This is a genomic window from Chitinophagaceae bacterium, assembly GCA_016699815.1.
In the GTDB taxonomy this organism is placed as follows: Bacteria; Bacteroidota; Bacteroidia; order Chitinophagales; family Chitinophagaceae; genus Ferruginibacter.
This window is the reverse complement of sequence record CP065012.1, coordinates 355,165-376,331: the sequence shown is the minus strand read 5'-3', so window position 1 is coordinate 376,331 and position 21,167 is coordinate 355,165. Positions and strand designations below refer to the sequence as shown.

At 37.9% G+C, this 21,167-nt stretch carries 20 protein-coding genes; 9 read left to right on the top strand and 11 right to left on the bottom strand.

Going from position 1 to position 21,167, the window contains the following annotated elements; all coding sequences use genetic code 11:
- Positions 1-11: 11 nt before the first annotated feature.
- The 6 genes from panB to IPO46_01635 all read right to left on the bottom strand — a co-directional run bounded on the left by panB (position 12) and on the right by IPO46_01635 (position 6,372).
- The gene (gene panB / locus IPO46_01660; GenBank protein ID QQS63344.1) at positions 12-827 is read right to left on the bottom strand and encodes a 3-methyl-2-oxobutanoate hydroxymethyltransferase; all 816 of its coding nucleotides are present in this window, start codon (positions 825-827) and stop codon (positions 12-14) included.
- A gap of 114 nt (positions 828-941) precedes the next feature.
- Positions 942-1,832 (bottom strand): exopolyphosphatase, encoded by an 891-nt coding sequence (locus IPO46_01655; protein QQS64289.1) that lies wholly within the window; start codon positions 1,830-1,832, stop codon positions 942-944.
- 42 nt (positions 1,833-1,874) lie between these two features.
- Positions 1,875-3,962 carry a polyphosphate kinase 1 gene (gene ppk1, locus IPO46_01650; protein ID QQS63343.1) on the bottom strand — a complete coding sequence of 696 codons (2,088 nt, stop codon included), beginning with the start codon at positions 3,960-3,962 and terminating at the stop codon, positions 1,875-1,877.
- Between the two features lie 67 nt (positions 3,963-4,029).
- Complete coding sequence (gene rfaE2, locus IPO46_01645) at positions 4,030-4,524, bottom strand: D-glycero-beta-D-manno-heptose 1-phosphate adenylyltransferase (protein QQS63342.1); 495 nt, start codon at positions 4,522-4,524, stop codon at positions 4,030-4,032.
- A complete protein-coding gene (locus IPO46_01640) occupies positions 4,478-5,518 on the bottom strand; it encodes a flippase-like domain-containing protein (protein ID QQS63341.1) in 1,041 nt (346 codons plus the stop codon). Before IPO46_01640 ends, rfaE2 begins: the two co-directional genes overlap by 47 nt.
- A gap of 11 nt (positions 5,519-5,529) precedes the next feature.
- The gene (locus tag IPO46_01635) at positions 5,530-6,372 is read right to left on the bottom strand and encodes a pantoate--beta-alanine ligase (protein ID QQS63340.1); all 843 of its coding nucleotides are present in this window, start codon (positions 6,370-6,372) and stop codon (positions 5,530-5,532) included.
- A 111-nt stretch (positions 6,373-6,483) separates the two neighbouring features.
- Here IPO46_01635 and IPO46_01630 point away from each other — a divergent pair, with 111 nt between their 5' ends.
- The 5 genes from IPO46_01630 to IPO46_01610 all read left to right on the top strand — a co-directional run bounded on the left by IPO46_01630 (position 6,484) and on the right by IPO46_01610 (position 12,010).
- The gene (locus tag IPO46_01630) at positions 6,484-7,296 is read left to right on the top strand and encodes a glycogen/starch synthase (protein QQS63339.1); all 813 of its coding nucleotides are present in this window, start codon (positions 6,484-6,486) and stop codon (positions 7,294-7,296) included.
- Positions 7,297-7,330: 34 nt separating this feature from the next.
- Positions 7,331-8,842 (top strand): DUF4270 family protein, encoded by a 1,512-nt coding sequence (locus IPO46_01625; protein ID QQS63338.1) that lies wholly within the window; start codon positions 7,331-7,333, stop codon positions 8,840-8,842.
- A gap of 75 nt (positions 8,843-8,917) precedes the next feature.
- Positions 8,918-10,180, top strand: coding sequence for a methionine adenosyltransferase (locus tag IPO46_01620; protein QQS63337.1), 1,263 nt, complete (start codon positions 8,918-8,920; stop codon positions 10,178-10,180).
- A gap of 70 nt (positions 10,181-10,250) precedes the next feature.
- Positions 10,251-11,021, top strand: a complete 771-nt coding sequence (gene rlmB / locus IPO46_01615) for a 23S rRNA (guanosine(2251)-2'-O)-methyltransferase RlmB (protein QQS63336.1) — start codon at positions 10,251-10,253, stop codon at positions 11,019-11,021.
- Positions 11,022-11,083: 62 nt separating this feature from the next.
- Positions 11,084-12,010 carry an alpha/beta hydrolase gene (locus tag IPO46_01610; protein ID QQS63335.1) on the top strand — a complete coding sequence of 309 codons (927 nt, stop codon included), beginning with the start codon at positions 11,084-11,086 and terminating at the stop codon, positions 12,008-12,010.
- Positions 12,011-12,018: 8 nt separating this feature from the next.
- On the opposite strand, the gene IPO46_01605 is transcribed toward IPO46_01610, so the two are convergent.
- Positions 12,019-12,738, bottom strand: a complete 720-nt coding sequence (locus IPO46_01605; protein QQS63334.1) for a hypothetical protein — start codon at positions 12,736-12,738, stop codon at positions 12,019-12,021.
- 131 nt (positions 12,739-12,869) lie between these two features.
- On the opposite strand from IPO46_01605, the gene IPO46_01600 reads away from it, so the two are divergent.
- Genes IPO46_01600 through IPO46_01590 form a run of 3 tightly spaced genes read left to right on the top strand, consistent with a single transcriptional unit; the run spans position 12,870 to position 15,424 of the window.
- Positions 12,870-13,733, top strand: a complete 864-nt coding sequence (locus tag IPO46_01600) for a hydroxymethylglutaryl-CoA lyase (GenBank protein QQS63333.1) — start codon at positions 12,870-12,872, stop codon at positions 13,731-13,733.
- Positions 13,734-13,744: 11 nt separating this feature from the next.
- Positions 13,745-14,725: a GSCFA domain-containing protein gene (locus tag IPO46_01595; protein QQS63332.1), complete on the top strand. Its 981-nt coding sequence runs from the start codon at positions 13,745-13,747 to the stop codon at positions 14,723-14,725.
- 60 nt (positions 14,726-14,785) lie between these two features.
- Complete coding sequence (locus tag IPO46_01590) at positions 14,786-15,424, top strand: hypothetical protein (GenBank protein QQS63331.1); 639 nt, start codon at positions 14,786-14,788, stop codon at positions 15,422-15,424.
- Between the two features lie 75 nt (positions 15,425-15,499).
- Here the strand turns inward: IPO46_01590 and IPO46_01585 are convergent, their stop codons facing one another.
- Both IPO46_01585 and IPO46_01580 read right to left on the bottom strand, forming a co-directional pair.
- Positions 15,500-17,869, bottom strand: a complete 2,370-nt coding sequence (locus IPO46_01585) for a M1 family metallopeptidase (protein QQS63330.1) — start codon at positions 17,867-17,869, stop codon at positions 15,500-15,502.
- Positions 17,870-17,922: 53 nt separating this feature from the next.
- The gene (locus IPO46_01580; protein ID QQS63329.1) at positions 17,923-18,510 is read right to left on the bottom strand and encodes a HupE/UreJ family protein; all 588 of its coding nucleotides are present in this window, start codon (positions 18,508-18,510) and stop codon (positions 17,923-17,925) included.
- Positions 18,511-18,589: 79 nt separating this feature from the next.
- On the opposite strand from IPO46_01580, the gene IPO46_01575 reads away from it, so the two are divergent.
- On the top strand, positions 18,590-19,096 hold the full coding sequence (locus IPO46_01575) for a hypothetical protein (protein QQS63328.1): 507 nt from the start codon (positions 18,590-18,592) through the stop codon (positions 19,094-19,096).
- 16 nt (positions 19,097-19,112) lie between these two features.
- Here the strand turns inward: IPO46_01575 and IPO46_01570 are convergent, their stop codons facing one another.
- On the bottom strand, positions 19,113-20,414 hold the full coding sequence (locus tag IPO46_01570; protein QQS63327.1) for an HlyC/CorC family transporter: 1,302 nt from the start codon (positions 20,412-20,414) through the stop codon (positions 19,113-19,115).
- A gap of 105 nt (positions 20,415-20,519) precedes the next feature.
- A complete protein-coding gene (locus IPO46_01565; protein ID QQS63326.1) occupies positions 20,520-21,098 on the bottom strand; it encodes a phosphatase PAP2 family protein in 579 nt (192 codons plus the stop codon).
- Between the last annotated feature and the right edge of the window lie 69 nt (positions 21,099-21,167).

The window sequence follows — 21,167 nt, the reverse complement described above, 5'->3', positions numbered from 1 at the left end:
TTTCAAGCCAATCAATACTGCTCATTGGTATTGGGGAAATCGCCACATTTTACATCTTTAATATAATGCTGCACAGCCCCGGAAATTTGGTCATTCAAATTTAAATACTGTCGCAAAAAACGGGGTTTAAATTCGGTATTGATACCCAGCATGTCATGCATCACCAGCACCTGGCCATCGCAATTGCCACCGGCGCCAATACCAATTGTTGGTATTTGCAGGCTGCTGCTCACTTCGGCAGCTAATGTTGCCGGTATTTTTTCCAGCACTATACCAAAGCAACCCGATTGCTGCAGGAGCAAAGCATCTGTTTTTAATTTATCGGCTTCGGTTTCTTCTTTTGCCCTTACTGCATAAGTGCCAAATTTGTAAATACTTTGTGGTGTGAGCCCAAGGTGGCCCATTACGGGAATTCCGGTATCTACAATGCGTTTTATGGAGTCTGCAACTTCCGAGCCGCCTTCCATTTTAATGCTGTGGCCGCCGGTTTCTTTCATGATGCGAATAGCGCTGCTCAACGCTTCTTTACTGTTTCCCTGGTAAGAGCCAAAGGGCAGGTCAACAACAACCAGGCAGCGTTCTACACCTCTTACTACCGACGATGCATGGTAAATCATTTGGTCTAATGTAATTGGCAGCGTAGTTTCGTGGCCGGCCATTACATTGCTTGCGCTATCACCCACAAGAATAATATCTATACCTGCTGCATCAAATATTTTGGCAAATGAAAAATCATAAGCCGTTATCATAGAAATTTTTTCTCCAGCAGCTTTCATCTTTTGCAAGGTGTTGGTAGTTATTCTTTTTACTTCTTTATTTACAGACATGTAATGAGTTTTTAAATAACAGAGAACGGTTAAACAAATACATTTTCCCCAACCAATTCCGGTATAAATATATCATTAATTTAATAATAATATCTTAGTTGCTTAAGCCCCGGCTTATAAATTTTTATTTTTTACTTCGTTCCACAAATGCTTTATTAAGCCGTCTGCAAGGCCAATTTTGGGCACATAAATTTCTTTTGCATTGGCCCAGCGCATGGCCTGTGTATAAATTTGCAAAGCTGGTACTATTACATCGGCCCTGTCTTCCCTAAGGTTAAATTTTTCTATCCTTTCAGTAACGGATAATGCAGAGAGGTCTTTATAATAATCCAGAAGCAATTCAATGGATAATGGCCTCCCTTCTTTGCGTTTACTCAGCGAAAACACTTTATTGATGTTGCCACCACTACCAATGGCCACAACCTCTTTTTGGTCTTTAGTAATTTGCTTAATGCAAGTTTTAAAAATATCCCATTCATCATCGCCTACTTTATTTTTTAAAAGCCTTATGGTGCCAATATTAAAAGATTGTTTGTACTGCAGCACATTGCTGCTGAAATAAGATAACTCGGTGCTGCCGCCGCCAACATCAATATACAGGTAGCTTTTGTCAATGTCCAGGTTTTCGGCAAAGTGATTTTCGTAAACAAGGTTGGCCTCAAAATCTCCGGTAATTACTTTTATGCCGATGCCGCATTCTTTTTCAATAAACTTGATGATTTCCCCGGCATTTTGCGCATCTCTCATTGCACTGGTAGCACATGCAAAATGCGCTTCTACTTTATAAGCATTCATTAAGTGCCGGTATGCTTTCATGCATTCGGCAAACATATTTATTTTTTCCTGGCTGATGCTGTTGTTTTCAAACACATCAAAACCCAGGCGCAAAGGAACTCTTACAAGGTTGAGCTTATTGAAAGAAGCCCCGCCATTTTTGTTTTGAATAACTTCACTTATAAGCAATCTTGCTGCATTACTGCCTATGTCAATTGCGGCTAATACCAAATGGATAAATTTTTGTTGAATGGTAAATTTCGGCAAAAAAATTTACTGCGGCATCACATGGCCTGTTTTATTGTGTAATTTTGAAAAAAGATATTCATAGGTTTTCAACTGTGAGCGTACCGGCTTTAATGAATTGGTTACATATTTATTTTGTAAGGCGTTATTTAAAACCCTTGCCTTGCAATTATCTGAAAGCTGTATATTGATGATGTCTAAAATTTCATTTTTTATTTCGGTATTAGTTATGGAGCAGCATACTTCCAGCCGGTAATCGAGGTTCCTTGACATCCAGTCTGCCGATGAAATAAATACTTTTTGTTGCCCGCCATTTTTAAAAATAATTACCCTTGCATGTTCAAGGTATTCATCAATAATACTAATGGCCTTAATAGGTTTTTTAAATTTAATGTTTTCTGTAAACATGCTGCATATACCCCTTATGATGAGGTTTACTTCCACGCCTGCCCGGGCAGCTTCGGCTAATTTATTGATTAAGGTTACATCGCTCAATGAATTGAGTTTTACCGTGATGGCAGCTGGTTTATTTTTACGGGCATTTTTAATTTCTTTTTCAATATGCTTTACCCAAAAGCTCCTCATTAAATAGGGTGATACGCTTACTTTTTTGCATGCTTTGAGTAAATGATTGTTGGATTTTGGGTTTTCGAGGTATTGAAAAATCCTGTTTATATCGGCAAGTAGTAATGGATTGGCTGTAAGCAGGCAATGGTCACCGTAAACCAATGCGGTTTTTTCATTGAGATTCCCTGTATTTATAAAGCCATAATGCTTAATGGAGTTGCCATCTTTTCTGCGGATAGAACAAATTTTTGCATGTACTTTTCTATGGGGATGGCCAATTAAAACAGTAACGCCTGCTTCTTCCAATTCATTTTTCCAGGCAAGGTTATCCGCTTCTTCAAACCTTGCCCTTAACTCGAGCATTACGGTAACCTGCTTACCGTTTTTTACTGCATTAATGAGCGCATTAATAATTTTTGATTTTGGCGCCAGCCGGTAAAATGAAATACTGATATTGGTTACACAGGGGTCGATAGCGGCTTCACGGAGCAAATCTATAACACTTTCAAATGAATGATAGGGAAAATGCAGCATCACATCTTGCTCCAAAATTTTGGCAGTTACACTTTGTGCATTTTTGAGAACCGGGTGGGTAAAAGGCTTTTTCCGGATATTTTTTTTATCAAAAACCTCCTGTGGAAAGTCCATAAAATCTTTAAAATTATGGATGCGGCCCCCGGCTATCATGTTTTCTTTTTTGGAGAGGCCAAGCCTCTTTACGAGATAAGTGAGTAAAAATATATTTATGTTTTTATCGTAAATAAACCTTACCGTACGGCCTTTCTTCCTGCTCTTTAAACCCTTTTCAATTTTTTGGATAAAAGTGGTGGAAACATCATTATCAATATCAATTTCTGCATCCCTGGTAACTTTAATTACATGGGCTGTAAATTTATTGTAGCCAAAAAACGAAAATACTTCGGGCAGGCAAAACTTTATAATGTCTTCAAGGAGGATAATATATTTTTTATCATTAAAAGCCGGTAATATCACAAATCTAGGTAATCGGTTTACGGGAATAGATACCAGCGCAAAGCGAATGGGAAGGCTATTGTCGGCTTTGGCAAGGGTACAGGCCAGGTAAAGGGATTTGTCATTGAGCACGGGCATGGCCCTCATGTTTTCTATCATTAACGGTACAATAAAATTTCTTACTTCCTCAAGAAAATAATTGCGAACAAACCCTTTTTGGCGGCGGTGAAGCTGTTCGTCATTTACCAGGTAAATTTTCTCCTGCTTCAGTTCTCTTTTTGTTGCTTCCCAAATTTTTTCAAAACTGTTTTGTTGCCGTAGGAGGACTTCATGTATGGTTTCCAATATTTTTCCCGGGTTTTCGTTAGGGTTCAATTTGCCTTTTTGGCCAAGCTCCTGCATTTTCTTTAATGCTGCCACTCTTACCCTAAAAAATTCATCAAGGTTGTTGGAAACAATTCCTAAAAATTTAATGCGTTCTCTTAAGGGCACAGTTTTATCCGCAGCTTCCTGCAAAACCCGGTTGTTAAATGCCAGCCAGCTAATGTCCCTGGGGATAAAATTGTTTTTTTTCAAATAGCGGATATTATTGTATAGCAACCCTCATCAGTAAAGGATAATTTGTATTCATTTTTGTATTCACTTATGCGCCACCGCATATTTTATTTATGGTTTCGGTTGTAGAAAAACCAGCTACAATCTTAGCAATATGTATTTTACCGCCATGTGCTATTACTTCTTTGGCGCCGGCAATTTGGTCAACAGTATAATCGCCGCCTTTTACCAATACATCCGGGAGTATGGACCTAATAAGGTGTAACGGTGTATCTTCTTCAAAAATTACGATAGCATCCGTTATTACAAGGCTTGCCAAAATTAATGCCCTGGCATTTTCATTTTGTACCGGCCTGCCCGGGCCTTTTAACCTTTTTACAGATGCATCGGAGTTTATGCCTACTATTAAAATATCGGCCTGCTGTGCCGCTTCGGTAAAGCTTGCAATATGGCCTTGGTGCAACATGTCGAAAACTCCATTGGTAAAAACAATTTTTTTATTGAGTAAGCGCCATCTTTTGAGTTGCTTTAATAAATCAGCCGGTGAAAATATTTTCGCTGGAATTGCCTGTATTGATTTCATTACGCTTATTTGTTGAGTAAAGTAAATATAATAAACATAAACCGCCTGCTATTAAAATTATTGTGGTGTTTAATCCCCACATGAGCCATCCAAAAGCCTTGCCAATGCCCATGGATATGCCATAAATACTTAAAGTTTCCATCACAAAAAAAGGGAACGAACCTATTCCGCCTGGTGTGATTATCATGGCAAAAGTTGCCAGAGTAAGTACAGCGCATGCTGCTTTTAACCCTAAATGCACCGTGCCATCAAATGCTGCAAAAGCAAAATAAATTTGCAATAAATACATGCTCCAAATAAAAACAGTGTGTGCAAGGAACTGCCATTTTTTTTTCAGTTTCCTTATGCTCAAAATTCCTGTTAAAAGCCCATGGGTAAATTGTCTGGCCAATTGAACCCATTTATTTCCGGGATATTTTTTGAATAACCATTTTAAAAAAAATGTTACTGCAATGCCTGCTGCAACAAGCAGAAATAGTTTTAACCATAATGGAAAACCCTGGTTGCTTGTAAAATGTTGTAATTCGCCGGAAAAATAATCACCCACAAGGCTCATTTGAATTAATACCGTAAAGGCAATAAACAGCATAAAGCAAAAAAAATCAAATGCCCTTTCTATAATAACGGTGCCTAATAGTTTATCTACTTTTAAATTTTCTTTTTTTGCCAAAAATGTGCATTTCACAATTTCACCAAGCCTGGGAACAAAGGAATTGGCAAAATATCCCAAAATTGTAACGGCAAAGCTATTGGAAAGTTTGGGTGCATAGCCCAGCGGCTCCATCAGTAACATCCAGCGCATGGCACGGCTCAAATGCGATAAAATTATCATTAGGGCAATCAATGGAATCACCCATAAATTGGTTTCTTTTAGTGCTCCAAAAAACTCCTCGCTTTCTTTTTGTGGCATAGCCCCCAATTGCCACCAAACCAAAAACACCCCGAGGCCAATAAAAAAAATGTATTTTAAATATTTATAGGTTTTCCTGTTCATGAAGAACAATATTATGGTATGAGCATATTATCTATTAATCTTACTTCATTTAAATATGCGGCAACAAGGGCTACCAGTTTTTCTTCTCCGTTCCAGTGGGTTACCGTTTCCAAAGTAGCGGCAGATGCAATTACTACATAATCTACTTTAAATCCTTCTTCGTTCAGCCGCTGGGCCATTTGTTGTTGTAGTAATAACAAATTTCCCGGTTTAATATTTTTTTTAATGAAAAATAATTTTTTACTCAATTGTAAGGCCAATTTTTTTTCTGGTTCAGTAAGGCGCATATTGCGGCTGCTTAGTGCAAGGCCGTTATTATCTCTAATTGTAGGGCTTATTTTAAGCACTGTAGGATAGTTTTTTTGTTCAATCAACTTTTTTAAAACCATGCATTGCTGGTAATCTTTTTGGCCAAGATAAAGGCTGCCGGGTTTTGTAATATCAAGCAACCGGTCAACAACCTGGCATACACCCTGAAAATGACCCGGCCTGTATTTTCCTTCAAGTATGGTTTCCAGGTATCCAAGGTTATAATGCGGCGCAATGTAAGCATTGGGATAAATTTCGGTTACCGAAGGTAATAGAAGCAAGTTGCAACCTGCAGCTTCAAGCATAGCTATATCTTTTTCAAGCGTTATGGGGTATTTTTCAAAATCTGATTGATTATTAAATTGGGTTGGATTAATAAAAAGGCTGCTAATGCAAAAATCATTTTCATTCAAGCATGCATTTATTAAAGAAATATGGCCATCATGTAAAGCGCCCATTGTAGGTACGAACCCTGTTGATTTTTGCTTTTTCTTCCAATTTTTTAAAATGGGCTGTATCGCCTTTTCGGTTTTAATGAGTATCATATTAGTAAAAATTCAAATTGCTCTATTACTCCGCCAATATTCAATAAAAAATCGTAATTTTGCACCCAATTTCGGTTAAATCTGCCGAATTAAGCACCACAATAAAGTAAAATGTCAACAAAAAAAAGAATTTTATTTATTGCAAACGAAATGTCTCCGTACCTGGAACTTACAGAGTTTGCTGAAATTGTTAATAAACTTGCTGTGTTGTCCAACGACAATAATATGGAGGTGAGGTGCATCATGCCAAAGTTTGGCGTTATCAATGAAAGGCGCCACAGGCTTCATGAAGTGGTAAGGCTTTCGGGTATTAATGTAACTATTGATAACGATGATTATCCTTTAATGATAAAAGTTGCATCATTGCCCAATGCCCGTTTGCAAGTATATTTTTTGGATAATGAAGATTATTTTAAACGCAAATCTATTTTTGCGGATGAAAACAATAAATGGTTTGATGATAACGGGTTAAGAACCGTATTGTTTTGCAAAGGCGCCCTTGAAACAGTGAAAAAATTTGGCTGGCCGCCGGATATTATCCATTGTAGTGGCTGGATGACAGGGCTCATACCCATGTATATTAAAGCTGCGTATAAAAAAGAGCCTGTATTTAGCCGTAGTAAAATAATTTATACCATTGGCGAAAATACTTTTAAAGAAAAATTAGGCAGCGCTTTTGTAAAGTTATCTGCCATTAGCGATGGCGTTACCAAAAAAGAACAGGATATTTATAAAGATACTACAAACAGTTCCCTTTTCAGGGTAGGGGCAACCTATTCAGATGCTATTAGTTTTGGCGCAGCAAAAATTGATAAAAAACTTACCGAAGAATTCTCAAAAGTGAAAGGTAAGAAAGTGCTGAAATATGATGAAGGGTCTGATTTAACAGACTATTTACAATTATATACCGACCTTGCTAAATAACCAGATTACAACCTTATTTATTAAAAAATCATTTGTGCGTAAAAGAGTTTTACCTGCTGCTTTTGTAACGATATTTTCTGTATTAATTATTGGCTGGGGCTGTACCAAAATAGATGCCACTACATTGGGCACCGACCTTATTCCCGAAGTGGATAATATCCATACTTTCAGAGATACTTTTACCATTGAAACCAGCCAGCATTTTTTTAATGATACCAGTGTTGTTTCTTTATCCAATGCCCATGTTTTGGGTACCATTAATAACGATCCACTTTTTGGCAACACTACAGCTAATTTATTTATGCAGTTAAAACCTGCATTTTTTCCATATTATTTTGGTTCCTCCGGCGATACTGTAAAAAATTATACTGGTGTGGGTGTAGATTCGGTAGTGCTTTGCATGAGCTATGACGGGTTGTGGGGAGATACCAATATTGTACAGCAGTTACAGGTATTTGAAATAAACGACCAGGTTTTTAGCGATTCAGCAAACAAGCAGCACAACCTTAGTTACGAACCGGTTTTGGGAAATGCCGTGTCGGGCATAGTATCCATTAAGCCTGCTGAATTAAACGATAAAGTAAAGTTTAACCAAGGCCGGGATTCTATAACCAACCAAATTCGCATTAAACTAAGCGCCGAATTTGCTACAAGGTTGTTTGGGGAAGACAGTGCTAAAATGGCTGTAGAAAATGGGTTTTATTCCGATTCAGTTTTCAGAAAAACCTATCATGGTTTTGCCCTAAAATCTATTTCGGGAAATGGCATTATGTATGTAAACATTACTGACCCCAGAACAAGGCTCGACATATTTTTTAGAAAATTTAAAAATGGTAAATACGATACCACTTACAACAGTTTTCCTTTACATGCTTTTGAAAGTTTAACTTCAGATATGTCCGCTACAGCAAATTCGGTAATACGGAACAGGGCCGGAAGCCCGGCTGACAGCCCCGACCCGGGGGAATTATATTTGCAGGGAGGCCCGGGATCTTATGTGAACCTCCATTTCCCCGGTTTTCATATAGACAGTACCGTAAATAGAACCAACAAAATTGTAAACCGGGCAGAAATTGTAATAGAGCAAATACCCGATAATCTTTTTTACGACAGTATTTTTTCACCACCTGTTGTATATGTAGATATTATTGATACGGCAAACACTAAGTGGAAGCCTTTGTATTACGACCTCAACCCAATGCAGGGCTACGATCCTGACCTGGGCAGTACAGGTTTTTATTTCCCAACACAAATAGACCAGAATTATTTTGGCGGATATTCTAAATCGAGAATAAATGGAATGGGGCAGCAGGCAAGGTATTATACGATTAATGTTACAAGGTATATGCAAAACCTGATAACTAAAGAGAGAAGAAATTACGATATGCGTTTGTTTGCGCCGTTTAAATTAAAGTATCCACAGTACACTTCTGCATTTATTGAATATGCCAACCCTGTTGCATTTGGACGAATAAAAATTGGTTCTGGCAACAATATCAGCCCTGTTTACAGGATGAAACTGGTAATGACCTGGACAAAAATGTAGTTTACAGTAAAATAAAACCCAAAGGGCTTTTAAGTATAAACCCCGGTTATTATCTTTGCAGCCTAAAAAAAATATATGCCTTATTTATTTACTTCAGAGTCCGTAAGCGAAGGACACCCCGATAAAGTAGCAGACCAGATTAGCGATGCGTTAATTGATAATTTTCTTGCGTTTGACCCTCAAAGTAAAGTGGCTTGTGAAACGCTGGTAACAACCGGCCAGGTGGTTTTGGCAGGCGAAGTAAAAAGTAAAGCATATTTGGATGTACAGGAAATTGCCCGAAATGTAATTCGCAAAATTGGGTATACCAAAAGCGAATATATGTTTGAAGCCAGCTCCTGTGGCGTATTATCTGCAATACATGAGCAAAGCGGCGATATTAACCAGGGCGTGGAACGTAAAAAGAAAGAAGAACAAGGCGCAGGAGACCAGGGAATGATGTTTGGCTATGCAACAAATGAAACCGGTGATTATATGCCCCTGGCCTTAAACCTTGCTCATAAACTTTTAGAAGAATTAGCCGCTTTACGCCGTGAAAATAAACAAATAAAATATCTAAGGCCTGATGCTAAAAGCCAGGTTACACTTGAGTATAACGATAAAAATGAACCAGTAAGGATTGATGCAATAGTAGTTTCTACACAGCATGATGATTTTTCAAAGGATGATAATTCCATGCTGGCAAAAATTAAAAAAGATATCATTAATATTCTTATACCAAGGGTAAAAGCAAAATACCCAAAATATGCCCATCTTTTTACTAATAAAATAAAGTACCATATCAACCCTACAGGAAAGTTTGTAATTGGTGGCCCACACGGCGATACAGGCTTAACCGGCCGTAAAATTATTGTAGATACTTATGGCGGAAAAGGCGCACATGGCGGCGGTGCATTTAGCGGAAAAGATCCCAGCAAAGTAGACCGTTCTGCAGCTTATGCCACAAGGCATATTGCCAAAAACCTTGTAGCAGCAGGCCTTTGCAGCGAAGTACTGGTACAGGTTTCTTACGCTATTGGTGTTGCCGAACCCACCAGTATTAATGTAAATACTTACGGAACTTCCAAAGTAGCCCTTACCGACGGGCAAATTGCAGAAAAAGTCACCAAAATGAAATGCTTTGATATGCGCCCTTATTTTATAGAACAAAGGCTTAAACTGCGTAACCCAATGTACAGCGAAACGGCAGCTTACGGCCACATGGGCCGCAAAAGTGAAACCGTTGAAAAAACTTTTGTTTCCCCGGATGGTAAAAAAATTACTAAAAAAGTAGAGCTTTTTACCTGGGAAAAACTAGATGCCATAAAAGAAGTGAAAAAAGTATTCGGTTTAAAATAAATGGTATACCCTTTTTATACAGAAGCCAGCTTTTTAAAGTTGGCTTCTTTTTTAATGTTATTTTTGAAAAGTGAAAAATTTCAGGCAAAGCAGGAACCATCGGCCCAAAAAAAACAGGCTCATTACCGGAGCCACTGATGTTATCCGTGCCTTAAAGGAAAATATACAGTTAGACAGGATTTTTATTTTGGCTACATTCAATAATGCAGTAACGGACCAATTAAAAAAACTGGCTGCCGAATGCGGTGTGCCGGTAAATAAGGTTCCCATAGAAAAGCTCAATAGTTTTAATACCGGTGAGCACAACGGTTGTGTGGCCATGCTCTCAAAAATAAAATACAGTAACCTGCAGGATCTCATATCATTTAGCTTTGAAAACAGTTTGTTGCCTTTATTTTTAATGCTGGATGGCATTACCGATATACGCAATATTGGTGCTATAGCCCGAAGCGCTTATGCCATGGGCGTTACGGCATTAATTATTCCTGAAAAAGGCGTAGGCGCTTTAAACGAAGATGCTATTTTTACTTCTGCCGGAGCCCTGGAGCATTTGCCCGTATGCCGGGTAAATAGTTTAATGAAAGCAGTAGATGAGTTGCATTTAAACGGTATTAAAGTTTATGCAACAGAAATGACGGCGCAAAAAAATATTTTTGAAGTGGACTTTAAAGATCCATGTGCCATAGTAATGGGTGGTGAAGAGCAGGGAATATATCCGGCGTTATTAAAAATTTGCGATGAGCAGCTCAAAATTCCTATGCCCGGTAATTTTGAATCTTTAAATGTTTCTGTTGCAACAGGTATGGTTTTGTACGAGGCCATTAGGCAAAGGTTTCGGTAATAAGCTTTTTAATAATACCCGTTTGAACCAGCCTATGGGCCTTTTATTTAATTTCATATTCAATGAATAGTAAACTCCGGTTTGTTTTATGGATTGTAAATAATTTTTTTCAATCGGAGTTTGATGGTAAAGTAAATATTGCAAGGGAAAGAAAAAAAGCGGCATTCCGTTCTTACCTGGGACAATTATTTTTTAGCAAAAAATTTGCCGTAAAGTATATTAATGATTTTTTGATTGAGGGTATCCAGGTGCGTCAATACAAAATATCAAAGGAGCCTTTTCAAAAAGCCATTATTTTTTTTCATGGAGGTGGTTTTTCATTTTATAATATCCTATCGCATGATGATGTTGCCCGCAGGTTATGTGCAATGAATAATTGCACGGTAATTTCTGTAGATTACCGCCTGGCGCCGGAATTTACATTTCCTGCAGCGCATCAGGATGCCTATAGAGTAATTGAAAGTATCGCTTTAAATGCCATTGATTTTGGTATTGATCCATCAAAAATTATTGTTGCCGGAGACAGTGCAGGCGCAAATATCTCTGCTTGCGCCTGTCATTATTTTAAAAATAACCAGCAGGTAAAAATTGCTGCCCAAATACTTATTTATCCCTGGGTTGACGGTAAGTTGAAAACGGCATCAATAGAGCAATTTGCAAAAGGATATTTGCTTACAAAGGAATCTATAATTTGGTACCGTAAAACCTATGCACCCAATGCAGTAGATTGGATAAACCCTGGCCTTTCTCCATATTACCATAAGGATTTTTCCCAACTTCCGCCTGCATTTATTTTAACGGCACAATACGACCCGCTTAAAGATGACGGCTTGTTATATAGTGAGAAATTGCTGGCTGCAGGTAATACGGTTTGCTATAAGGAATACAAAAGCGTAGTACACGGCTTTATTAATCTTCCCGGCATTGCAAAAGAAGGGGTGGAGGCCTACCGGGATATACAGGAATTTTGTAAAAAAAATGTACCTTAAAAAACAGCTTAGTTTTTCTTTTCTTCTTTAGCTTCTTTTAATTCGTTTAGCTCTTTTTTACCTTCGGCATTTGCTGCTTCCTGAAGTTTTTTTGGTTCCAAAACATCTTGCTTTGTCCCATTATTTTTTGCAGGTGGTATTGCTGCCGGTGCCGTAGTACCAGTTTGCGTAACGGTAGCAGGCTGTGAATTTAAGGGTGCGCCAACAGCAATTTCGCAACGGTGGCCGGGCTGACCATGCGGAGGGTTCATACCTGGCGCTGTAGTAGTAGGTGCAGTTATATTGGTTGGTGCTTTTATTGAAGTTGGGGCAACTTGTGCTGGTTGTGTAGCTACTTTTGGCGAATTTAAAGGTGCGCCAACTGCAATATCGCACCTATGTCCTGGCTGGCCATGTGCTGGGTTCATACCAGGTGCTGTAGTAGTGGGAGGCGCTTTTTGAATATTTTGAACCTGTGGCATTACAATTTGCGGTTGCCCAGTATTTGGAGAAGGCATTGGCATTACTGTATTGCCTGTACTTGAAGGAGTAACATTATTTGCCGGTGTAACCGTATTGGGTGTAATTACAGTATTTGGTGCATTTGCCTGAATATTTGAGGAAAGGTCTTGTTGCGTGGAATCTTTTGGCGGAGCAATGCTTGCATCTACATCGGGGCCTTTTGCATCATTACAAGATGTAAAAAAGGACAGCATAATCACCAGCAATGGTGTAATATTTTTTTTCATACTTTTTTATTTTTACAGAAAGGCCGAAATTAAGCATAATATGTTATGAAAGGAAGAAAATACGATTAAATCAGGCACTGCATATTTGCTTACCTGGCACATTGAACCCTGTAAACAGCTAAATTTGCCTTATGCCAGCCGTAAACAGTTTAAAACTTATTGAGTGCCCAAGGGATGCAATGCAAGGATGGCCGCATTATATTGCTACGGAAACCAAAGCAGCTTATATTAATGCCTTGTTAAAAGTAGGGTTTGATACTATTGATTTTGGGAGTTTTGTATCTCCAAAAGCAATACCACAAATGGCCGATACCAGGCAGGTTTTGCAAATGCTTGAGCTTGACGATACCAAGTCAAAGTTGCTGGCCATAATAGCCAACCAACGTGGGGCAGAAGAAGCGATACAATTTGAGGAAATAAATTATTTAGGTTTTCCCTTTTCAATTTCAGAAACATTTCAGCTTCGTAATACCAATGCTACCATATTGCAATCGCTGGCAAGGGTGGAAGATATCCAAAACCTATGCATAAAAGCCAATAAAAAATTAGTGCTGTACATTTCCATGGCATTTGGTAACCCTTATGCTGATGCTTATAATGAAGAAATAGTTTTTTCATGGGCAAGTAAGCTGGCATTAATGGATATAAGAATTATTTCACTTGCCGATACTGTTGGGCTTGCTTCTGCAGCACAAGTAAAAAAAATTACGGAATACCTGGTGAATATGCTCCCAAAAACTGAAATTGGCGTTCATCTTCATTCCTCACCATTAAACCGTAAGGAAAAGCTGGAAGCCGCACTAAAGGCCGGCTGCCTCAGATTTGACGGGGCAATGAAAGGAATTGGTGGCTGCCCAATGGCTGATGATGAACTGGTGGGAAATATGGATACTGAATTTATGGTTTCTTACCTTGCTTCGCAAAAAATAAGCATGGGTTTAAATAGTGAAGCATTGAACTATTGCAGTAAAATGGCATCTGAAATATTTATCTAAAAACAGCAAACATGGATTTTAGGTTAGAATTTTTTCCTAAAGCTTTCGAAGAAAAAATCAGGCACCATCAAAAGCTCATGCTTATTGGCTCTTGCTTTACCGAACAAATAGGGGCAAAGCTGGGTGCACATAAATTTCAAACCTACGAAAACCCCAGTGGTATCTTATTTAATCCTGTAAGTATTGCCCGCTCACTCGGTTCCTATATCAGTCATAAAAATTATTCGGCAGGCGACCTTTTTTTGTATAACGAACTTTGGGGAAGCTGGGATCACCATACCCGTTTTTCATCTACCGATAAAAATGAGGCTTTGCAAAAAATAAATGCTGCAACCCAACAGGCTGCTGTTTTTTTAAAAGACGCCGACTGGTTACTGATTACCCTTGGCTCTGCATTTGTTTATGAATTGGAAAACCATCTTGTGGTGGCCAATTGCCATAAGGTTCCTACCGATAAATTTAATAAGCGCATATTGGAAATTGAAGAACTTACAACCGAACTGGAAAACCTGGTAACGCAATTAAAAAAATATAATCCCGGGTTAAAAATAATATTTACGATAAGTCCGGTAAGGCATTTAAGGGATGGATTTATAGAAAATAACCGAAGCAAAAGCGTACTGATAAACGCTACGCAGCAATTGCTGAGCACCCATTCCGCACTTTACTATTTTCCGGCTTATGAATTAGTAATAGATGATTTAAGGGATTATCGTTTTTATGCAGAAGATATGGTGCATCCCAATTATGCTGCTACAAATTATGTGTGGGAAAAATTTGTATCGTGCTGCATTGATGAAGGCGCACAGGAAATAATGAAAGAAATAAACAGTATTAATGCTGCAAGGAACCACAAGGCATTTAACCCTTCATCAGAAGCCCACAAAATTTTTCTGGCAACTAACTTAAATAAAATCCAGCGTATGAAACAACAATACCCATATATTAATTTCAATGCTGATATTCAATACTTTACAGAGAGTGACGCTTAATATTTTGAGCTATTTTTTTATGAAAGCAGCAATTAAAAAATAATTTATTAAAATTGTATTATGAAAAAATTATGGTTTACGTTAATGGCATTATTGGCCGTTTTAACTATTACAGCCCAGGTAAAAAAAACTACCCAGGGTTCAAAGCTGGTTGCAACACCAAATAAAACAGTAGAAATTTACGACCTCATTAAAAAATTATGGATGGATAGTACCGGTTATTCCGAAGTAGGGGATTGGGCTGTAGGCAATCCCAAAAAATTCCCGGTAAAATGGAACGAAGACAGGATTATAATGAGTGAAGATACGAGCATCAATTTTTACCGTTTAGGTTCGGCTAATGTAACTGTTGGCGGTAAATCTTTTTTGCATGATGGTAAACCTGTAGCCTGGAATGTAATGATTAAAGGGCCAAGGATGGGTTATACTTCACTGAGTATTATCAGTTCCCCTTCAAAAGATTTTACCACTTTAACTTTTATTGACAGTTTGTTTGCCGGTAAATCTTTTAAAGCAGAACTGCTGAAAAGCTGCACCAATAAAAAGAACATGGGCTTTTATTATTATAAACTTAAGTTGCCTAAAAAAGATTTTATTTATTTAAAATTAAGCTGGATAACAGTAAATGCTGTAACAGCATTTCGTTTTGACGGATATTTGGATTGGACCAATTATGCAGCCAAGCTGGATTGTAAATAAAGGGTTACTTTTCTTGTAAAATACAATAGTAACTATTTTGGAGATACTATTGTTTATAAATATCTATTTTTTATATTATTTAATATATGGTGCAATTTCTTTTTGCATTGGGTTTGTGCCGTTGCTTGTGCCTCTTGGCCCCCTTGTTCTGTTTTTAAACAATTGAAATTTTGAAGGTTCTGTTTCAACGTTCCAGGTATTGTTATTTTCATCAATATCGGCGGTTTCACGCATGGGATCAAGCTTTATTGAAGCCATTTCTTTATTTTTAACAAAGGTTTTCACCACTTTGCTTTCGTTCTTGCGCCAAATTTGTGCTGCAACCCTGTCTATTTCTTTTGTACCGTCTTTAAATGTCCATTCAACAATTAAGGGCATTACCAAACCGCCTTTGTTGCTAAAAGTAAGTTCGTAAAAATATTTATTTCCGGCAATACTTTGTTTTTCCTCCCTGCTAAGCGTATCGGTATTTGCCGGAATAATAATTTCAGTTGCAGATGTATCCACTTTTGCCAATCCACGGGCATAGTGCCAGTAAAAATCCCGGAGGCTTGTATCGGCATCAGTTGCAAATACAATATTTTTATCTTGACGGTTTCTTTGCTTGGATACATCATCAAAATTATTTAGTATGGGTTTGGCCACAGGAAGTGAAAACTTTCTTTCCTTAGTTCCGAAGCTTTCGCTATCGGTGTTTAATGCAGCCCATCTAACGGTATCTAAAGAAATATCGCAGGGATCGGTATTGTAAAACCATCCACGCCAAAACCAATCCAGGTCTTCGCCGCTTGCATCTTCCATTGTGCGGAACAAATCAGCAGGAGTAGGGTGTTTAAATGCCCAGCGCCTTGCATATTCTTTAAATGCATAATCAAAAAGTTCCCTTCCCATTATGGTTTCTCTCAAAATATTTAAACCGGTTGCAGGTTTTGAATAAGCATTGGGGCCAAATTGAATAATGTTTTCGCTATTGGTCATAATGGGCTCCAGTTGATCTTTAGGAAGTTTCATGTAATCTACTATTTTATAAGCCGGGCCTTTGCTCACTGGAAACTTATTGTCCCATAATTCTTCGGTTAAGTATTCGCAATAGGAATTTAACCCTTCATCCATCCATGTCCATTGGCGTTCGTCGCTGTTAATTATCATGGGAAAAAAGTTGTGGCCCACTTCATGTATTACAACGCCAATCATCCCGTTTTTTGTGGCTTCGCTGTAAGTGCCGTCTTTTTCGGTCCTTCCAAAATTAAAACAAATCATTGGGTATTCCATTCCGTTTGCCGCTTCTAAACTTTGGGCAACAGGGTAAGGATAAGGTATCGTAAATTTTGAATAAGATTTAATGGTATGCGCCACCACTTTTGTGCTGTATTTGAGGTACAAAGGATAAGCTTCTTTACCGTAAGCGCTCATGCACATTACTTTTTTGCCTTCAACATTTACCGGCATGGCATCCCAAATAAATTTACGGCTGCTGCCCCAGGCAAAATCCCTTACCATACTGGCTGTAAAAACCCAGGTTTTCTTTTGTGCCGATTTTGTTTTTTCTTTTGCTTTGGCTTCATCTAGTGTTACAATTTCTACAGGTTCTTTTGCGGTTTGTGCTTTTTGCCAGCGGCCAATTTCTTTAAGAGATAATACCTGTTTATAATTTTGGCATTGGCCGGTTGACATTACCACATGATCAGCAGGAACTGTCATGGACACTTTAAAGTTGCCGAAAGTAAGCGCAAATTCACCACTGCCTACAAACTGGTGGTTTTGCCAGCCTTGGAAATCGCTGTACACACAAAGGCGGGGATACCATTGCGTCATGGTAAAAAGGTCATTACCATCTTCTTCAAAATGCTCAAAACCGCCACGACCTCCATATTTTGTTCTTTCTACAATATTATAATTCCAATCTACTTTAAAAATAAATTGTTGCCCGGGTTTTAAAGCTTGTGGCAGTTCTACCCTCATCATGGTTTTATTAATGGTATATTTTAAAAGGGCGCCGGCTACCGTACTAACTTTGGTAATGTTATTGCCAAAATTATTTCGGGAACGATAATCGGAAAAATCATTTTCAGTAACGTTTTTGGGCAGGTTACCGCCGTTTTGATAGCCTGAATTATTTTTTTCGCTGTGTTGGTTTTCATCCAGCTGTAACCATAAATAGCTGAGTATATTAGGTGAATTATTAAAATAAGTTATGGTTTCTTTGCCGCTGAGTTTATGATTGGCTTCATCCAGTTCGCAGGTAATATCATAATCGCAGCGCTGCTGCCAGTATTTTGGGCCTGGTGCTCCGCTTGCAGTACGGTATTCATTAGGCGTAGGTAAAATACTGCCCAATTGTTCAAAGCGGTTGCCATGGTTGCTCCCGGGGTTATTTCGTATATCCTGCGCTAAAGCAGGGGTAAAGGGGAACGCAAAAATTAATAAGTAAAATAAATTTTTCATTGTTACTTGTATTGATCTTTAAAGAATTAAAAGCTATCGTTAATTTTAAATAGTTATGTACCCGGAACCCTTTGAACACACATTATTGCACCGGCAATAAGGCCAATTACTGATAAACCCATTGACCAGTAATTGCGTTGCAACCGAATTATTTTTACTGCAAAATAACCCAGCAGCAATAAAATACTTACTACAATTATTTGCCCAAGCTCAAGCCCAATATTAAAGCCAAGCAAGGGCAATAGAATTTGCTGGCTTTCTGCCAGCATAAAACGTATATTATTGGCAAAGCCCATGCCATGTACCAACCCAAAAAATAAAGCAATAAAATAATTGAGTTGCAATTTGCCTTGCGGAACAGTTTTTTTTGCAATGGCTAAATTATACAACGCTGTAAGTACAATAGTAAGCGGAATTAAAAATTCTACCCAGCTACTGTTAAAGCGCACCACATCATATACGCTTAATGCAAGGGTAAGCGAATGGCCAATGGTAAATGCCGTAATTAATACCAATAGTTTTTTCCAGTCGGCAATTAGGTAAACAGCGCAAAGCACCATTATAAACAAAATGTGATCTAATGCACCGGTATTTAAAATATGTTCTATACCAATACCGAAAAACAAGTTAAAATCGTTCATATTTAAAAAAAAGTAGAAGCAGCGCTTTATTTTTGTAAATATCCTTTATTAACCGATAATTACATAATATTTTAGCTTAATGGTAAATATTTTATTTAAGTGGGTATTTGTACTGCTTTTAAGCGGGGCAAGCCCTTTTTTAGGCAACCATCCGATATATGTAAGTGTGGTGGAAATTGAGCACAACGCCTTCGCAAAAACTTTAGAAATCAGTTGCAAACTTTTTACCGATGATTTTGAAAAGCAATTAAGAAATTCCTATAAAGTTCATGTTGACCTGCTGGATGCAAAGCAAAAACCGGCAATGGAAAAAATGGTGAATGATTATATCCGGAAGCATTTTAATATTTCAGTAGACGGGAAACCGGTGGTATTGAATTTCCTGGGTTATGAGCAAATAGAAGAAGGCATTGTGAGTTATTATGAAGTGGCCAATATTCTAAAGTTGAAAAAAATTTCCATCAGCAATAATTTGTTGTATGAATATATGGACCAGCAAACCGGCATTATTCATGTAACGGTAAATGGCAAAAGAAAAAGTACAAAACTCGTAAATCCTGATGATAAGGTGGAGATGGGTTTTTAAAACCTGGCCCAATAATTTATTCTTCTTCCAACTCTTCTTTAAGTTCCGGCGAAATAGTTACCAATATTTTATCTATACGCTGTCCATCCATATCTATAATTTCAAATTTAAAATCCCGCCAATCAATGGTTTCGCCTGCTTGAGGTATATGTTCCAGTTCATGAAGCACAAAACCTGCAACGGTGTCAAAATCATGCTCTCCTTCATTCATCCAGTCTGTACGGTCGAAATAGCTGAGAAAATTATAAAAATGAATTTGTGCATCTACTAAAAAACTGCCATCATTACGGCGGGTAATTTCGTATTCTTCCTGGTCGGTTTGCGGAACATCGCCTACAATGGCTTCTAAAATATCATTCAGTGTAATCATGCCTTCCAGGGTGCCATATTCATTTACAATAAAAGAGGTATGGATTTGTGTTTCTTTCATTTTTTCCAGTAACTGGTAGGCTTTATTGTTTTCCGGCACAAATAGGGCAGGTTTAATCAACTGGCTCATTTTTGTAGTAGGTGTTGCTTTGAGCAAATCTTTTATATACACCAGCCCTTTTATATTATCAATACTTTCGTCGCATACAGGGTATGTGCTAAAAATAATATTGTTAAACATATTTTTTACATCTTCAACTGTATGGTTCATTTCTACCCACACAATATCGGTGCGGTGGGTCATTAAGGAAGTAATACTGCGGTCGCCGAGGTGAAAAACTCTTTCAATAATTTCTTTTTCATCTTCTTCAATTTCACCAAATTCGCTGCCTTCTGCCACCATGGCTTTTATTTCTTCTTCGGTAACGGCATTGTTACTTGCTTTTTCAATATTTAATGTTTTAAAAATAAGGGTAGTAGCCCCGGAAAGGAACCAAACAATTGGCATCATAAACCTGGAAAGCACATTCATGGGTCCGGCCACCATACGGGCAATTTTTTCTGCTCGCAGCAAGCCAAATTTTTTGGGGATCAATTCGCCAAAAATTATGGAGAGTATGGTTACCAATATTACCACCAGGCTGGTTGCAATACCACTTGCATAAGGCCGCAGCAATTCTATATTTTCAAAAAAAGGTTTTAGGTTATTGCCAAATTTTTCGCCAGAGTACACACCGGTGAGTATAGAAATTAAGGTAATGCCTATTTGTGCCGTACTTAAAAATCTTTCAGGGTTTTCTGATAATAGTAGCGCTGCCTTTGCTTTTGCATCGCCTTTGTTGGCCATAGTTTCCAGTTTGCTTTTCCTGGAACTCACAAGGGCTATTTCGCTCATTACAAATAAAGCATTCAAGAAAATGAGTAAGCCCAGTATAAATATCTCCGTCATAATGGATTGGAATTATATATGTTTTTTTGAAAACATATATGCAAAGATAATGGCTGGCAGTTACTTACTGTTTTATATGTGGGAAAATGCCAGGTTTTGAGCAAATTAACAGTTAAATAAAGTTAGTGGCCCAAAGTATTTAGTAAAAATTTGGGAAGTAAATTTTCCTACTGTTAAACCTATGATGGTTCCACCCAGTATATCGAGCGGAAAATGAACGCCTACATATATTTGGGCATAGCAAATTACGGCTGCCCATATAAAAAATAACCAGCGGTAACCTACAAACAAGCTGCCTGCAGTAAAAAAAATAAAAGCTGCAATACCAAAATGGTTTGCCGCATGAGAAGAAGTAAAGCTTCCATTAGCGCCACAATAAGCGGCAAGCAGGTTAACTTTTCCCAAAAGTTCCGGGTCGTTGCAGGGTCTAACCCTGCCTACCATGGGTTTTATAATCTGGCTGCTTATTAAATCGGTAAACCCTGCGGTAATAAAAATATAAATAATCCACCAGGTGCCTTTTTTACCGCAATTGAGCCATACCAGCGCAATAATAAAAATATACAGTGGCGCCCATACATAAGGGTTCCTTATAAAAGGCATTATAAAATCAAATAGCTGGTTGCGGTACTCTGCATTAAGTTTTAAAAACAGCCACTTGTCAAAAAGTATTATTTGTTTCATCAATTCAATAAAGCTATTGAAAAATTATACGTTCATGCATTTTTTATCCGCTTTGCAATACCTTTACCT

Bases quoted from the DNA above. Each gene is read 5' to 3' on its own strand.
- panB (QQS63344.1), bottom strand. From the start codon at position 827: ATGTCTGTAAATAAAGAAGTAAAAAGAATAACTACCAACACCTTGCAA.
- rfaE2 (QQS63342.1), bottom strand. From the start codon at position 4,524: ATGAAATCAATACAGGCAATTCCAGCGAAAATATTTTCACCGGCTGAT.
- IPO46_01640 (QQS63341.1), bottom strand. From the start codon at position 5,518: ATGAACAGGAAAACCTATAAATATTTAAAATACATTTTTTTTATTGGC.
- IPO46_01635 (QQS63340.1), bottom strand. From the start codon at position 6,372: ATGATACTCATTAAAACCGAAAAGGCGATACAGCCCATTTTAAAAAAT.
- IPO46_01630 (QQS63339.1), top strand. From the start codon at position 6,484: ATGTCAACAAAAAAAAGAATTTTATTTATTGCAAACGAAATGTCTCCG.
- IPO46_01620 (QQS63337.1), top strand. From the start codon at position 8,918: ATGCCTTATTTATTTACTTCAGAGTCCGTAAGCGAAGGACACCCCGAT.
- IPO46_01610 (QQS63335.1), top strand. From the start codon at position 11,084: ATGAATAGTAAACTCCGGTTTGTTTTATGGATTGTAAATAATTTTTTT.
- IPO46_01605 (QQS63334.1), bottom strand. From the start codon at position 12,738: ATGAAAAAAAATATTACACCATTGCTGGTGATTATGCTGTCCTTTTTT.
- IPO46_01600 (QQS63333.1), top strand. From the start codon at position 12,870: ATGCCAGCCGTAAACAGTTTAAAACTTATTGAGTGCCCAAGGGATGCA.
- IPO46_01595 (QQS63332.1), top strand. From the start codon at position 13,745: ATGGATTTTAGGTTAGAATTTTTTCCTAAAGCTTTCGAAGAAAAAATC.
- IPO46_01590 (QQS63331.1), top strand. From the start codon at position 14,786: ATGAAAAAATTATGGTTTACGTTAATGGCATTATTGGCCGTTTTAACT.
- IPO46_01585 (QQS63330.1), bottom strand. From the start codon at position 17,869: ATGAAAAATTTATTTTACTTATTAATTTTTGCGTTCCCCTTTACCCCT.
- IPO46_01580 (QQS63329.1), bottom strand. From the start codon at position 18,510: ATGAACGATTTTAACTTGTTTTTCGGTATTGGTATAGAACATATTTTA.
- IPO46_01575 (QQS63328.1), top strand. From the start codon at position 18,590: ATGGTAAATATTTTATTTAAGTGGGTATTTGTACTGCTTTTAAGCGGG.
- IPO46_01570 (QQS63327.1), bottom strand. From the start codon at position 20,414: ATGACGGAGATATTTATACTGGGCTTACTCATTTTCTTGAATGCTTTA.
- IPO46_01565 (QQS63326.1), bottom strand. From the start codon at position 21,098: ATGAAACAAATAATACTTTTTGACAAGTGGCTGTTTTTAAAACTTAAT.